Genomic DNA, 15,801 nt, shown 5'->3' with positions numbered 1-15,801 from the left:
CCATGCTGAACAATAAATGACCGGGATTAGCATGACACGAGTGCCGCTTGGGGCAAAGCGGCGAGGGCGTCGCGGAGCCCGTCGATGCTGACCGGCTTGACGATGATCGCGCCGGCCCCATGGCTGTGAAGGACGTCGGCGGATGCCGCCATTCCCGCCGGGACGAGTACCGCGACTGCGACCGGCAGCGCCGCGAGCCGAGCGACCACGCCGGTCAAATCATCGCTTTCGAGACCCTCGGCATCGATCAGAACGATGTCGGGCTGGTCCTGCCCGGTCCGCTCGATCGCCTCGGCGACATCGCAGGCGCCGCACCGGTCGAAGTGCGGATCGAGCCGGGTCCGCAGCATGCTTCGCGCGATCGGGTTGGGGCCGACGATCAGTAATTCTGGTCGCGCACGGCTGGCGCGGTCGGCGACCTGCGGCACGACCGGCACGGCCGCGACGGCGATCGTGTAGGGAATCTGCAATTTGAAGACCGACCCTTCGCCGAGAACGCTGTCGACGACGATGTTGCCGCCGAGCGCGCGGGCGAGATGGCGCGAGATGGCGAGCCCGAGCCCGGTCCCGCCGAAGCGCCGGGTGGTGCTCGTGTCGAGCTGGCGGAAGGGTTCGAAAATCGTTTCGAAGGCTTCGGCGGGGATGCCGACACCGGTGTCGCGAAACGCGATCTCGACCTGTTCGGTACCATCGAGCGTTGTCGGCGCGGCGGTGATGCGGACCGACCCCTCGGTGGTGAATTTAACCGCGTTCGACAGCAGGTTGAAGGTGATCTGGCGCAGCCGGACGACGTCTGTGACGATCGGCACGAGGGTCTTGTCGACGACGAGATCGAGGGTGATCCCCTTGTCGAGCGCTTCGACGCGCCACAATGCGACGAGGTCCGGCAACACGATGGCGACATCGACCGTGCCCGATTCGATCGCCAGCGCCCCCGAATCCATCTTGGCGAAGTCGAGGATGTCGTCGACCAGCGTGCGCATCGCCTGCCCCGCCGAATGAACCAGCCCAAGCCGCTCGCGAGTCCCGCCGGTGACGGTCCGGTCGGCGAGCATGACCTGGGTCATGCCGAGGATACCGTTGAGCGGGGTGCGGATTTCGTGGCTCGTGGTCGCGAGGAACTGCGACTTGGCGAGCAGCGCCTCGGCGAGTTCGGAGTTGGTCTGCTCGAGTTGGCGGTTCGCCGCGAGGATCTCGTTGCGGCTGCGACGAAGCGCCTTGAGGTAGATGATCAGAAATAACGCGGCACCGGCGACGAGAACGAGCAGGCCCGCAAGCAGCAAGGTCCGTTGCCGTGCCTCGAGCCGCGCGAGCGTCACCGCCGCCTCGAGCTTCTCCGTCTTGTACGTGGCGATCTTGGCATTCTGGTTCACGAAATCGAAGCGTGCGGCGATCAGCGACGAGCTCGTCGAGGTGGCGAGGGTCCGCCCGGCTTCGTCGAGTGTGCGGAACGATTCGAGGTGGTCGAGCGCGCGCTGATAATCCCCCGTCAGCTTGTATGCGCGGTATGCGGTCAGGTGGATCGGGCGGTAGGTCTGGTCGGTCGTCGTGTTCTCGGCGTTGGCAAAGGCCGACTCGATCGCACGGACTGCAGCGTCGGGATTTCCCTCCGCGAGTTCGAGCCGCGCCTGCGCGCCGAGCAGCGAGGGCCGCTCGGCACTCGCCTTGGGATCGGTCGTCAACGTGAGCCCCTGCCGGATCGTCAGCCGGGCGGCCGCAAACTTCCTGTCGATGATTTGTAGATCGGCGATATTGTTCAGGATACGAGCACTCAGAAGCGGACTTCCCAGTTGCTGCGCGAGGCCGAGCGCATGTTTGTATTCCTGCATCGCCGAATCCGGCCGGCCGGTCTGGGCGTAAGCGTTCGCCATATTATTGCTGGCGGACAGACCGAGCGTCGGATCGCTCGGGTAAACTTCGCGCGCCTGCCGGTAGTAATAAAGGACGCGGTTGAAGTCCTGCGCGTCTTGATAGATCGAGCCAATGCTCTGCAGCGCTTTCGCCTCGTTACGCGCATCGCCAAGCTTGGCGAACATGCCATAGGCCTGCTGGAGGTCGATCAGCCCGGCCTGGGGCCGCCCCTGCTCGACCGCGATCCTCGCCCGCGTCAGCAGCAGGTCGGCCTGCAGCTTCGAACCCGGCGCGATACGCTCGACGGTGTGCAAGGCGACCACGATCCGCGCCTGTGCTGTCGAGACGTCGTTGGTTCGAAACGCGGCTTCGCCTTCGAGCCATTGCGAGGTCGCGAAGGCAATGTCGCGCGCATCGCCCGGCGGCCATCCGACCGCGATCTTGCCGGCATCCTCCGCCAGACGCGCGGCGCGAACCGGATCGCCGAGCATCGCCGCCCTGGTCTGGACGATGGCGGCATCGAACGCTTTGTGATCGATGGGGGCGGCCGTTCGCGGCGTCGATGCGGCGGCCGGCGCCGACAGTGCGACGACAAGTGCCAGGCCAACCGCGCAGATGCTGCGCGTAAGGCTAATCCGTCGCGGTTGCGCCATCTGCGACTGCTCCCGGTGGGTTGTCGCGCTCGGACCGGATCCAGAACGCTTTTGCCGGCGTGAGCGAGGTGTCGGTGTTGGTCAGCCGTGCCAGGTGCGCGGTGTCGCGAAGAAATGTCTCGAGCTGCGCGATCCTGAGCGCGGGGCTGATGAAAAAGCCTTGTGCGACGTCGCAGCCCATGACGCGGAGCAAGGCGAGGGTCGCATGGCTTTCGACGCCTTCGGCAACGACCCGCATCCCGAGCGCGTGGGCAAGGTCGATCGTCGACCTAACGATCAGTGGATCGCGGTTGCTCTTGGTCATGCCGCTGACGAACAGCTTGTCGATCTTCAATTCGTCGGCGGGCAGTTCCTTCAAATACGCGAGCGATGAATGGCCCGAGCCGTAGTCGTCGATCGAGAGGCGAATGCCCGACGCCGCGAGCAGGTGGAAATTGACGAGCGCCGCCGCGGGATGATCGATGAATGCTGTCTCGGTTATTTCGAAACCGATCACGCCCGGGGCCGATTTCACCATCGCGCACACGTCGGCGACGAAGACGTCGTTACTGAGCGACTTTCCCGACATGTTGACGTGGAAGCGAAGCTCGATGCCTTGCTTAAGCAGTCGTTTCTGGTCGGAAATCGCCTGTCGCAGCACCCATAAGGTCAGACTGTTGATCTGACCCGACTCCTCGGCGATCGTGATGACACTGCCGCGATCGACCTCACCGAGATTGGGGTGTTGCCACCGGATAAGCGCCTCGACACCGTCGTAGATCCCGCGGCGCAGGCAGAGCTTGGGCTGGTAGACGAGATAGATTTCGCCGCTCTCCAGCGCGCAGTCGAGTTCGCTGCGCAGAAGCCGCGCATAATCGCGGGCGCGCCGCCGCCGTATCCGCTCGGCCGGGTCGGTGCGGGCATTGGCGGGGTTCGAGAAACGGGCAAACGTATGGCCGACCGCAGCGGCGATTTTGGTATAGAGGCGAAGAGCGTCGGTCACGCTGCAGCCTAGCGCTAAACCGGCTCACTATCGACAGCTTTTATCAGGTCGCGAATCAGCATAGGGCAGAAATCAATCTCTCGTCTGTGCGGTTCGACCCGGTAGCAGTGCTTTTTCAGCCGCCTGCCCCGCCAAAAACGACGCGCAAGTCCTTAACAGACTATTTACGAAGGTTTATAAGTGTTTATAGTCAAAGGGATTTTCGCGTCTTCAGAGAAAAATCGGTATTAATGGAAAAAAACCACTAACTTTTGGACGTGGCCTCTTGCGCGTCAAGAGAAAATATGGTCAACAGAATATAGACTGCAACGACGCCAACTGTGGAGTTCGAATTATGGGTATCCTGCTCGGTATTATCTCTACCTTTTTCCGCGACATCCCGCCCTGGGCGCAGTAAGACGCGGATAGTCTATTCGAGAGGACTTCTTCAGAAGTCGCTCGTATTGACGAAGACATAGCTCCGCTGTCGGCTTTTGGTCGACGGCGGAGTTTGTTTGTTGGGGCGTTGCCCTTCTACATCGGGTCCGGCTGAATCCCCTTGCGATCTTGATTCGATCTGGTCGATGGCGGTAACGATTGCCCGCAATCATATTTCCAGGGTGCGACGATCTCTTTCATCAGACTGGCTGCCAGCTTGATTACCGACGCTGGGAGCTACACGGGTGGCTCGAATTAGTCCGGTACCGATCCGAGTTCTTGACGGCGTCCGCGTGCTTGATCTCTCGCGCGTGCTTGCCGGGCCGTGGTGCACCCAGATCCTGGCCGACTTTGGCGCCGACGTCCTCAAGATAGAATTGCCCGGTCGCGGTGACGATACCCGCGCGTGGGGCCCGCCGTTCGTCGGGTCGCCCGACGATCCCGACGCGCTCGGCGAGAGCGCGTATTACCTGTCGTGCAACCGCAACAAGCGCTCGGCCGCGATCGACATCGCGCATGCCGAAGGGCGCGCCTTGCTGCTTCGCCTCGCGGCCGAGGCCGATATCGTCGTCGAGAACTTCAAGGTCGGCGGGCTGGCGAAGTACGGCCTCGACTATCCCACGTTTGCGGCGATCAATCCGCGGCTGGTCTATTGCTCGATCACGGGCTTCGGCCAGACCGGGCCGTACGCCGACCGTGCGGGCTATGATTTCGTCGCGCAGGCGATGGGCGGGTTCATGAGCATCACCGGCGAGGCCGACGGCCCACCACTGCGCGCCGGGGTCGCGTCGTGCGATCTCGCCACCGGCATGTACGCGACGGTCAGCATCATGATGGCGCTGCGCCATGCCGAGGCGACCGGGGTCGGCCAGCATATCGACGTCGCGCTGCTCGACACGCAGATCGCGATGCTCGCCAACCAGTCGCTCAACTGGCTCGCGGGCGGTGTCACTCCCGGCCGCATGGGCAACCGCCATCCGACGATCGTGCCGTACACGACCTTCGACGCCGCCGACGGGACGATCGTCATTGCGGTCGGCAACGACGGGCAGTTCCGCGCCCTGTGCACCGAACTCGGCATCGCCGAACTCGGGACCGACCCGCGCTTTGCCACTAGCCGCGCCCGCCTCGCCAACCGCGATGCGATCGAGGCCGAGGTTCAGGCGCGTGTCGGCATCCTCGACGGTGCCGCGTTGATCGAGCGCCTGTCGGCGTGCGGCGTCCCCGCCGGGCCGGTCAACTCGATCCCGCAGGTCTTCGCCGATCCCGTCATCGCCGCACGCGGAACGGTCCACAATTTCGAGCGCGACGACGGCGTCGTCATCCCCTCGGTCGCGTTTCCCGGCAAGCTGTCGGCGACGCCCGCCGATTATCGTGCCCCGCCGCCGTTTCTCGGGCAACACACGCGTGAGGCGTTGTCCGACTGGCTCACGATCGACGACGCGGCGCTCGACAGCCTCGTCGCGGCAGGGGTCATCGCGCAGCACGATTGATACGCAGCGCACTCCGGCGACACCGCAGACCCTAGCCGATCGCGCCGCCACGACGTAAAGCCAGCCAATTCTCCGCGCAGCTGGACCGATCCGAAGCCCCATGCACCCGATCGAACCGGCATCGCCGCCGTACCCTCAGCCGCCGTACGCGCGCGACGAGCTGCTCCACGAGATTTTCGCTGCGACCGCAGCGCGTTCGCCCGATGCGACCGCGCTGCGCCTCGCCGATCCCGATGTCGCGAGTGGACGGCGCAGCACGCTCACCTACGCCGATCTCGGCCGCCGGGCAGCGCAGGTCGCGCACTTCCTCCGTGATCGCGGCGTCGCGCGGGGCGACCGCGTCGTGCTGTGCCTGCCGCGCGGCCTCGACCAGTTCGCCGCGATCCTCGGCGTCCTCCAGGCGGGTGCCGCCTATGTCCCGGTCGACTGGGGCTTTCCCGCCGAACGGATCGACTTCATCGCCGCCGATGCTGCGGCCAAGCTGATCCTGACGACGGTCGAACGCCTCCACGACTTCACCCACCCGCAGGTCGTGCCGCTCGACGACCGCCTCGGCGAGATCGCGACCGGCGAGGCGTGGCATTTCACGCGAAGCTCGACCGCCAACACCCCCGACGACCTCGCCTATATCATCTACACCTCGGGGACGACCGGGCGGCCCAAGGGCGTCGCGATCCGTCACCGTAATATCGCGCATCTGGTCCGCTCGGAAAGTGCGATCCTCGGCCTGACCACCGCCGACGTCGTCTTTCAGGGCTTCAGCCTCGCCTTCGACATGTCGCTCGAGGAGATGTGGCCCGCCTTCCTCGCCGGGGCCGAGCTCGTCGTCTCGAGCGAGGCGCTGGCGAAAAGCGGCCCCGAAGTCGCCGTCGCGATCGCCCGCGAAGGTGTCACCGTCTGGCATTGCGTGCCGTCGCTCCTCGCGGTCGTCGATACGCCGCTGCCGCACGTCCGCCTGATCAACCTCGGCGGCGAGGCGTGCCCGCCCGACCTCGCGCGGCGCTGGGCGCGCGACGGGCTGCGGCTGCTCAACACCTATGGCCCGACCGAGACGTCGGTGACCGCGACGTGGGCCGAGTTGAGCGCGACCGCGCCGGTGACGATCGGCACGCCGCTGCCCGGCTACCGTGCATGGGTCGTCGGCGAGGACCTCGTCGCGGTGCCGCCGGGCACCCCGGGCGAACTCGTCATCGGCGGTCCGGGGGTCGGGGAGGGCTATGTTGGTCTCGCCGAACAGACTGCAGCCAAATTCGTCACGCTAACGCTCGACGCCGACGCCGGTCCCGAACTCGTCTACCGCTCGGGCGATCTCGTCACCGTCGGGCCCGACGGCAATATCGCTTTCGCCGGACGGATCGATACGCAGGTCAAGATCCGCGGCTACCGCGTCGAGCTCGGCGAGATCGAGGCCGCGATCGGCGACGACCCCGCCGTCGCCGCGGCGGTCTGCGCGCTCCACGCCGCCGACGGGATCGAAACGCTTGTCGCCTATGTCGTCGCGCGTCCGGGCGCGACGATCGACACCGCCCGGATCGCGGCGGCGCTCAAGAATCGCCTGCCGTCGTACATGCGCCCCGGCCTGTACGAGCCGCTCGACCGGCTGCCACTGCTGGTGTCGGGCAAGGTCGACCGCAAGGCACTCCCCGCGCCGGTCGCGCGCGCGGCGCCAACCTCGATCGAAGCCCCCGAAACCGCAATGGAAACCGAACTCCACCGAGCATGGAGCGAAATCTTCGCGCCGCTGCCGGTCTCGGTGACTGCCGATTTCTTCGAAGACCTCGGCGGCCATTCGTTGCGCGCGGCACGGGCGGTATCGCGCGCACGCCAGCTGCCGGGGCTCGCCGAGCTGTCGATCAACGACTTGTACGCTGCGCCGACGATCCGCGCATTGGCGACGCGACTGGCGGCGCGCGGGGTCTCGGCGGGGGCGACGATGACGACGGCGTTCGCGCCGGTGCCGCAACTGCGTTTTGTGCTCTGCACAATCGCGCAGACGCTCGCGCTGCCGCTGATCTACGCCTTCGCCGGGTTGCAGTGGCTGCTGCCGTATCTGGCCTATGTCTATTGGGCGTCGAACGGCCTGACGCGCGCGCAGGCGGCGGCAGCAGGAGCCGCGGCGTTCATCGCGCTGCCGCCGATCCTGTTGCTGATCTCGGTCGCGTGCAAATGGCTCGTCCTCGGGCGGACCAAGGCGGGTGAGTATCCGCTGTGGGGCCTTTATTACTTCCGCTGGTGGTTCGTCCGCCGCGTCCTCGAGACCGTCGCATCGCAGTATCTCGCGGGCACCCCCGCCTTTGCATCCTACTACCGGTTGCTCGGAGCGAAGGTCGGGCGCGACGCGCTGCTGCTGTGCGATTTCATCGACACCGCCGACCTTGCGACGATCGGCGATGATGCCTCGCTCGATTCGGGATCGATGCTCGCGACGAGCGCGGTCGAGGGCGGACTGCTCAAGCTCGGCCCGGTCGTCGTCGGCGCGCGCGCGACGATCGGCGCGATGGCGGTGGTCGGGCGCGGCGCGCGCGTCGGCGACGGCGCGATGCTCGACGGACTGTCGGCGCTACCGACCGCTGGGGTAATCCCGGCGGGCGAGCGCTGGTCGGGATCGCCTGCCGAGTTCGCCGGCAAGCACGCCGCCGACCTGCCGCCGCGCGCAAGTGCTGTCCGCCGCCACGTCACCGCCTTCGCCCTGCTCGTCGCCGCCGGCCTGTTACCGATCGCGGCGTTGATCCCGATCGCCCCCGGCCTGATCGCGATGATCGAGGTCGACTGGTCGACCGAGGGGTATAGCTTCGTCGCCTTCTCGCCGCTGCTCGCGACCGCCTATGTCATCCTGATGTGCGCGCTGATGGCGGCGGTGAAGTGGGTCCTGCTCGGCCGCGTCCGCCCGGGTGTCCACGCCGTGACGAGCGGCTTCTACCTGCGCTTCTGGATCGTCCGCCAGCTCGGCGCGCTCGCGCTCGAACTGCTCCACCCGATCTATGCGACCTTGTTCGTCCGCCCGTGGTTCCGGCTGATGGGCGCGAACGTCGGCCGCCGCGCCGAGATTTCGACCGCGACGTCGGTGGTCCACGATCTGGTCACGATCGGCCCCGAAAGCTTCATCGCCGACGGCGTCGTCCTCGGTGCGGCGCAGGCCGAGCCGGGGCGCATCCGCCTCGCCGCGACGATAGTCGGGCGGCGGACCTTCGTCGGCAACAGCGCGCTGATCCCCGCTGGCAGCATCCTCGGCGACGACTCGCTGATCGGCGTGCTGTCGCGCCCGCCCGAGGAGCCTGCGCTCGCCGCCACGCCGGGGGCGACGTGGTTCGGCTCGCCGCCGCTGCGGCTGCCGGCGCGGCAGGTCGCGACGATGTTCGACGAAGGCGCGCGCTTCAATCCGCCGAAGCGGCTGGTCGCGGCGCGACTGACGATGGAGACGCTGCGGACGATCCTGCCGCTGTCGATCTTCATCTCGCTGCTCAGCCTGCTGCTCAGCGTCGTCGGCGACCTTGCCGACATGCCGCACCCCGCCGAGGCGATCGCGATCTGGTTCGCGCCGCTGTATTTCGCCTTCGTCCTCGTCGCCGGACTTGCGGTCGTCGCGCTCAAGTGGATCGTCGTCGGTGAATATCGCGCGACGACCAAGCCGCTGTGGAGCTGGTTCGTCTGGCGGACCGAACTCGTCACCGCGACGTACGAGAACCTTGCGGTCAATCTCCTCCTCGCACCGCTACGCGGGACCCCGTGGCTCGCCGCATATTTCCGGCTGATGGGGGCGAAGATCGGCCGCCGCGTCTATCTCGACACCACCGACATGACCGAATTCGACCTGATCGAGATCGGCGACGACGCGGCTTTGAACGACGCCGCCGGGCTCCAGACGCATCTGTTCGAGGACCGCGTGATGAAAGTGTCGGCGGTCCGCATCGGTGCCCGCGCGACGGTCGGGTCGCTCGCGATCGTCCTGTACGACGCGGTGGTCGACGACGGCGCCGAACTCGGCGACCTGTCGGTCCTGATGAAGGGCGAATCGCTCGCGCCCGGCACGGCGTGGGAGGGATCGCCGGCCCGGCCCGCCGCGCGGTGATCGGCTGGAGGCTGGGGGATGTCGGCGGCGACGTTGGCAGCTTCACCGGCCCGGTGGCGCTACTCCTGCCGGAGACCGAGGTCGCAGGCCTCGCCCCGTTGACGACTGCGCAGCTCGCCGACGCGGCGCATGGCGGGGCCCCGAGCGTCCTCCGCCGTCAGCTCCTCGGGGCGCTGGCGCAGCGGGTGCTCGGGATCGATGCGCGTGATGTGCGCCTGCTGTGCGGCGCGGGCGGACGTCGGTTCCTGAACGAGCCGACGGTGTTCGCCAGCGTCGCGTGGCGCCCGGGCTGGATCGCAGCGGCGATCGCCCCGACGCCGGTCGGGATCGACGTCGAACTCGTCGCCGAGGCCGAAGCCGCCCGCGATATCGCCCTCGCCGGGTTCGACGCGAGCCCCGCCGACCTCGCAGTATGGCACGGACCTGCCGGAGTCTGGGCGGCAAAGGAGGCCGCGCTCAAGGCGAATGGCCGTGACCTGACGTCACCGCCCCGACGCTGGATTTTCAACGGCATGACCCTCGCCGCGGGCGAGTCCGCGCCGCTGGCGATCACGCTCGAGCGGCACGGCCCCGTCGTCGTCGCGCTTGCTGTTGGGATTTGACTGGCGGAGTCGGAGTCCATCGAACTCCTGTGGCTGATTGCGTGCGCGGACATTCGTCAAAGACCATAAGTAATTGTAATTGAAAGAATGCCATGCTCATATCGATTGCCGAGCAGTGCATGTTTGATCGCTGTTATTCGTCGCAGACCGTGCTAGAAGTGGGCACGGGAGTGGGCATGAGGGTGGTCAAGACCGGATTGCTTTTATGGTTGCGGAGCTTTTCACATGGCGCGCGCTCTTAATCGACTCACGGTGCGGCAGGTGTCAGCCGCTAAGGATCCCGGCCGACATTCTGACGGCGGTGGACTCTATCTGCGGGTTACGCCTGGCGGCGCTCGAGCTTGGGTCTTCATGACCGCAACGGCGGGTAAGAGGGTCGAGATCGGTTTAGGCCCGGCGTCGTCGGTGCCGCTTGCGACGGCACGTCGGCTGTCAGCACAAATGCGAGAGGCCGTGGCTACCGGCAGCGACCCTCGCGCCGTTATCGCTCCTGCAACGCCTCTAGGGCCGGTAGAGATAACCACGTTCGGCAAATTTGCAGAGGACTACATCGCGAGTGTCGAGGCAGGTTGGCGGAATGCCGTCCACCGGCAGCAGTGGCGCCAGAGCCTCAAGGATCACGCGCGCGGCTTGACTGACCTGCCAATCGGCGACATCTCGACCGACGACGTCCTCGCGGTCCTTCAGCCCATCTGGCTGACCAAGGCCGAGACCGCCAAGCGCGTCAGGGGGCGGATCGAGAAGACCCTAGACGCGGCGAAAGCACGAGGGCTTCGCTCGCGCGAGTCGATGAACCCGGCTGTCTGGCGCGGGCACCTAGCTTTGCTGCTTCCCATGCAGTCAAAACTTGCTCGCGGCCATCATCCTGCGCTGCCGTGGAGTGAAGCGCCTGAGTTCGTCGCAGCGTTGCGCCAGCGTCGAGCGGTCGCGGCGCGGTGTTTGGAGTTTGTCATTCTGACGGCCGCTCGTAGCGGCGAAGCACTCGGCGCGACGTGGAGCGAGATTGACACAAAGGCGCAGCTGTGGACCATTCCGGCGGGCCGGATGAAAGCTGGCGTCGAGCATGTCGTCCCTTTGTCGAGCGCCGCCGTCGCGCTTCTCACGCTAGTCAATCCGAGCCAGACGTCACTCCACAGTCCTGTCTTTGCCGTCGGCGGAGTTGCACGCTCCAACATGGCGATGGCGATGCTGTTGCGCCGGATGGGCCACGGCAACATTACGACACATGGCTTCCGTTCGACATTCCGAGACTGGGCGGGCGACGCGACGGCGTTCCCGCGCGAGATCGTTGAGCAAGCGCTGGCTCACACCATCCAGAACCAAGCCGAGCGAGCGTACCGTCGTGGTACGGCAGTCGAGCGCCGCCGGGAGCTTATGGAGGCTTGGGCCGAGTTTATTACTCCTCGTCCGGTTCACTTAGGGGCCTCGTAAACCACTCGTCATCATCGTCCTTATTGCCTTCATGATCATCGCCACTTTCGTCTGGATCATCGTCACCGTCGTCCACGCCGTCGTAACCATCGTCGAAGTCTCGTTCCTTGCTTGGAGGAATGATCGCCAGGATGCGCCCCGGATAGGTGCCTCGGCTATCAAAATTCGTTTCCTGAGCTAATTGCTCAGCAATCCACTCATCGAAACCAGGCTCAATTTCTTCGTCTGTCGCTCGACGCGGCAGATCTTTAGACCCGATCTGTTTGAAAAAGCCGTTCAAGAAAACTGGCGGTACATAGTGTCGGTATGCGTGCCAAAGGCGCTTGCCGACGCGTTCCCGAAGCCCTGCTGATATCGCATCCCCTTGGTGGGCGGTTATCGCCATGAGTGCCGTCTGAAATATCGTGCCCGAGCTACGCGGGCCTCGCAACTTACGCTGATATTGCTCGATACGAGCCTCAAAAGCGTCTTCAGCCTCGGACTTAATATAGCCCATCACCAACGCGTAGCACGTTCTTTCAAGCCAGGCGTTGGGGGCGTCGTCTGGTGCCACCGCCATCGTCCTACATCGGGCCAGCCATTCGTCGCAGACCATTTTAGCGGTGTGGTCGAGTAATCTACTCACCTCGAGCGGCGTAGCCCACGTCTCCGGCAGTTCGATCGAGCCGGACGACCTGCCTAAGCGGGAGAATTTCATCGACACGAGAGCGTACTATCACAAACATCCCAGTTCATTGAGATGTTCTTTTACACATAATTTGCATAGTATATTTAGTTTAATCAAAATAGTTTGGTAGACATCGTGTTTTGATGGCAATAAATGATTTCTCTCTGCACATAGGGAGTCAGCAAATGTCACGTAATAACGATATAACTATTATGTCTGATATTGTCATACTACGAGCGAATGGCGTCGCTGATCGCTGCACATTGGCGGAAGCCGATGGAGCAATAGCGCGTTTGTCTTTGGCACCAATCACCGTCTCTATAAAGGAATGTTGCCGTTATACATCATTTGGGAGGACGAAGGTTTGGCAGCTCATCCGGGACGGCCGTTTACAGGCCTGCCGTATCGATCGCCGAACGCTAGTTTTGATGAGCAGCATTCGCACGTTGATCGCCAATAGCGTCATCGCCTACCCGGAGGACCTCCGGTGAGCCGGCTTGGCATTGATGGTCTTCGGCTGGGCAGTCTGGCCTACAGACCCGGTTCACTGGCGAATCGCTCTCGCGGTAAGTTAAAGTTCGAAACCAGGACTGAGGCCGCCATTGAGGATGAGACGCGTGTACGTATGCTGCTGGCATCGACCCGGATGTCGAGCTTAGCTGAGGTCGTGTCGGCTACAGCACTGGGCGATCGGTTAGCTAAAGGCGATGAACGGGGTGATTGGCCAGAAACCTTGGCATCGGCTCGGTTCCAGCGTGATCTGCGCGAAAGGGTGGGCGGTGCCATCTGGGAGCACGTCGACAAAACAACCTGTCGCGTCGCCACGTGCACCGTCATCCCGCGTGGATGCAATTTATCGCCAGAGGAGCTGGCGGTATTCAACGCTAAGAAATTATTGGCGTCGTTTCGAACAGCGCTCAACAGATGCGGTGCGAGGGGAGCCGACGGTTGGGCGATCGTGGTCCTCCACGGCGAGTTCGACCCGGGCAAATGTCGCTTTCAGATACACTTACACGGCGTAGTGGTCGGCGGCATGATCGACGTCGTCGATTGCCTCGGTAGCCGGCGCAGATACGCGTCGTCACGTGCGCACGAGCAGCCTGATGATGGGGTCTATCAACGGGTCAGGGTTAGTCGAAAACCGCTGACCAACCTACCGAGCCCGATCACGTACATCCTCCAGCCGTTCTGGCCGAGCCGATGGAGCGGGGACACCGGGGACGGCGTCATCAATCGCCAGCGCACAAAGCACCGCATCCCAGAGCCATACCATACGCAATATCTATTGTGGCTCGATCAATGGTCATTAAGCGAAATTTCGCTGCTCATGAAATTACGCGTCCAAAGTGGGTCTCTAATCACAAAATAACCAACATATGCGTACACGAATCGAGGAAATTATCATGCACGGATACCTAGGAACGAGACCTACGGTGGCACGGTTGAGTGAAGATAGCTGTATCATTAAACAACACTGTGTAGCTTACATCCAGCAGTACAACAGTATCACAGCAGCGGCGGAGAGAGCGGAGAGAGCGGGGATATCGGGGATACCGGGGGATTTGGCTGAGTGGCGCTGTGCGGCTGGCGCACCGGGGAGGCCAGCATGATTGATGGTTCGCCTTCGGTACGGGGATGGGCGACCGCCAGTGGCGGACGTTGGGTAGAACTTACTCGTGGCAGCAGCACGGCGTGGGTCAAGGAATCCGAATTTGTCGGTACCCAGACTGCGGTATGGAAACGGCTCGCCGACCAAGGCGTCAGCGTACTAGGCAAAAAGACTTGCGATCAGGTGCTCGCCAAAGTGGCCGCCTTGGACTTTTGTCACGTCAGGCCGTTGATTGAACACAGCGGTTGGAGCGGGGCGTGCTTTGCCTTTCCCGATGCAACGGTCTTTGCCCCGGAAGGCGTCCATGACGCTGTCGTCGTCTTCGATCCGCTACAAGACAAATGCGCGAAGAAAGGCACACTGAAGGGCTGGAAGCGGCATGTGGCGGTGAAGATGACCGGGCAGCCGATACCCATGTTCATGCTTATGCTCACGTTTATGCCGCCGCTGCTTCAGCTGAGCGATCGCCCGGACAACTTTGGCTTTGAACTGGTTGGACCTGGGGGGACCGGCAAAACCACGCTTCAGCTGGCAATGTCGTCGATTTTCGGCGGCACCGGCCGTGGCGGGGGCGGGAGCTATTGGATCACGTTTGATACCACTCTCAACGCACTCGAAGACCAGATGGCGGTCCATTCAGACCTGCCGCTGATCATCGAGGAGGCCAACCTCTATATGGCGGGCTCCTCGGCTGCCAAGCGAGCCGAGGCTTTCAAAGCCTTCGTGTTCAAGATGAGTGGAGGGAAGCAAAAGGGTAGGCTGGGCGCCGCACCGACGCGCGACTACCGGTTTAGCTATCTGAGCTCATCGAATGAACCCTTGGCCGAATTGATAGGTCAGGCGTCCGACGTTGCCAAAGCTGCCGGCGACCGGCTCATCACGTTGCGGGTAGGTTCAAACCGTCCCTATGGCGTGTTTGAGTTCCTGCCGACTGGGATCGGCAGCGCGAGTGAACTGGCCGGCGAACTAACCGCCGGGGCGGCCGCTCACCACGGCACGTCGGGACGACGTTTTCTGGCCGAACTGGTCAGGGCCCGGGCAACCGATGAGGCAGAACTCCAGAAGGTGATACGCGGGTGCGTCAGTAAGTTTGCACGCCACGCGGGCATCGACTTGAACAACGGCTCCGAAGTGCGCGTCGCAGAGGCGTTCGGGCTTGTCTACGCCGCCGGTCGCTTGGCGCAAAAATACGGGGCGCTACCGAAAAAGTGGAAGTGCGGCCCTGCAGTCCTCGCGTGCTATCGCCAACACAAGCACGACCAAAGGCCATCGCGCAGCTTTACCGACCGGCTCAGCGACCTCGCCGCCGCTGCTGACACCGTTCACCTCGGCCGGGCCGGCGAGCGGCCAAGCAGGGCAGGTATCGCTAAAGCGAACGTGCTCGTGCTGCATCGCAGCAGCGGTCGGGAGTTGCTGATCCGCCCTGTCGGAATTGCTGCGGCTTTCCCCAATTGGCGGGACCTTAAGGGGCGTGCTGACGTCACGGCAATCCTGAACAATGATAAAGGACACCTGACGACCAAGCGCAAGCTGCACAAAGGGGTCGGGGCCGAACGAGTACATTCATTCAAGCTACCGGCTGAGGAGGGCGAGTGACTTAAGTATGATCGAGTGAGAGCCGCGACCTCGAGCGAGGTCGCGGCTCATGTTGTTTTTTCTAGTTTCATACCATCGTGTGGGGCGCGCCGTCACGGGCTAGACGATGTTAACGGAGTCACGCGCTTCACCGATCTCGATGCGAGCTTCAAGATCCATAGCGGCAGCCGAGCCAACACCGATTCGTCTGGCTGCCAGACCGTCGCGCCCGGCGACTATGCGCGTTTCGCGAACGCGGCTTCGGGCAGCGCCCAAGCAAGCTATCAATATGTCCTGACGCGGGTACAGCCATGAGGTTTGCTCTGCCTCTCATGCTCGCGATGATGATCGTTACACCTGCGAGCGCCGTGCCCGAACCCTCGAACGCCTGCCGGATCGAGGCATAGTCGATCGACCCCGATCCGACCGGCTGCGCGTCAGGGCGGCGCCGT

The 15,801-nt window shown here is 63.9% G+C and carries 9 protein-coding genes; 6 read left to right on the top strand and 3 right to left on the bottom strand.

Annotated features, from left to right (window positions below; genetic code table 11):
• Positions 1-26: 26 nt before the first annotated feature.
• Positions 27-2,504, bottom strand: coding sequence for an ATP-binding protein (locus tag KZX46_RS04425; RefSeq protein WP_219775653.1), 2,478 nt, complete (start codon positions 2,502-2,504; stop codon positions 27-29).
• Positions 2,482-3,486 carry an EAL domain-containing protein gene (locus KZX46_RS04420; protein ID WP_219775652.1) on the bottom strand — a complete coding sequence of 335 codons (1,005 nt, stop codon included), beginning with the start codon at positions 3,484-3,486 and terminating at the stop codon, positions 2,482-2,484. The genes KZX46_RS04425 and KZX46_RS04420 overlap by 23 nt, the downstream gene beginning before the upstream one ends.
• A gap of 710 nt (positions 3,487-4,196) precedes the next feature.
• Between KZX46_RS04420 and KZX46_RS04415 the strand changes: the two genes are divergently transcribed.
• The 4 genes from KZX46_RS04415 to KZX46_RS04400 all read left to right on the top strand — a co-directional run bounded on the left by KZX46_RS04415 (position 4,197) and on the right by KZX46_RS04400 (position 11,498).
• The gene (locus KZX46_RS04415) at positions 4,197-5,396 is read left to right on the top strand and encodes a CaiB/BaiF CoA-transferase family protein (protein WP_255615252.1); all 1,200 of its coding nucleotides are present in this window, start codon (positions 4,197-4,199) and stop codon (positions 5,394-5,396) included.
• A gap of 100 nt (positions 5,397-5,496) precedes the next feature.
• Positions 5,497-9,465 carry a Pls/PosA family non-ribosomal peptide synthetase gene (locus KZX46_RS04410; RefSeq protein WP_219775651.1) on the top strand — a complete coding sequence of 1,323 codons (3,969 nt, stop codon included), beginning with the start codon at positions 5,497-5,499 and terminating at the stop codon, positions 9,463-9,465.
• Entirely contained in the window at positions 9,429-10,067 is a 639-nt protein-coding gene (locus KZX46_RS04405) for a 4'-phosphopantetheinyl transferase superfamily protein (RefSeq protein ID WP_219775650.1), read from the top strand. Before KZX46_RS04410 ends, KZX46_RS04405 begins: the two co-directional genes overlap by 37 nt.
• A gap of 225 nt (positions 10,068-10,292) precedes the next feature.
• On the top strand, positions 10,293-11,498 hold the full coding sequence (locus KZX46_RS04400) for a site-specific integrase (RefSeq protein ID WP_219775649.1): 1,206 nt from the start codon (positions 10,293-10,295) through the stop codon (positions 11,496-11,498).
• Here the strand turns inward: KZX46_RS04400 and KZX46_RS04395 are convergent.
• Complete coding sequence (locus KZX46_RS04395; RefSeq protein ID WP_219775648.1) at positions 11,464-12,201, bottom strand: hypothetical protein; 738 nt, start codon at positions 12,199-12,201, stop codon at positions 11,464-11,466. The two genes, KZX46_RS04400 and KZX46_RS04395, sit on opposite strands and share 35 nt — an antisense overlap.
• Before the next feature lie 451 nt (positions 12,202-12,652).
• On the opposite strand from KZX46_RS04395, the gene KZX46_RS04390 reads away from it, so the two are divergent.
• Together KZX46_RS04390 and KZX46_RS04385 are read left to right on the top strand one after the other, a co-directional pair.
• Positions 12,653-13,534 (top strand): hypothetical protein, encoded by an 882-nt coding sequence (locus KZX46_RS04390; protein ID WP_219775647.1) that lies wholly within the window; start codon positions 12,653-12,655, stop codon positions 13,532-13,534.
• A 237-nt stretch (positions 13,535-13,771) separates the two neighbouring features.
• Positions 13,772-15,370 carry a DUF927 domain-containing protein gene (locus KZX46_RS04385; protein ID WP_219775646.1) on the top strand — a complete coding sequence of 533 codons (1,599 nt, stop codon included), beginning with the start codon at positions 13,772-13,774 and terminating at the stop codon, positions 15,368-15,370.
• Positions 15,371-15,801: the final 431 nt, after the last annotated feature.

Origin of the sequence: Polymorphobacter sp. PAMC 29334 (genome assembly GCF_019431245.1) — a bacterium.
Lineage (GTDB): Bacteria > Pseudomonadota > Alphaproteobacteria > Sphingomonadales > Sphingomonadaceae > Polymorphobacter_B > Polymorphobacter_B megasporae.
The sequence above is the reverse complement of the archived record's forward strand: the minus strand, read 5'-3'. Positions and strand labels throughout refer to the sequence as shown.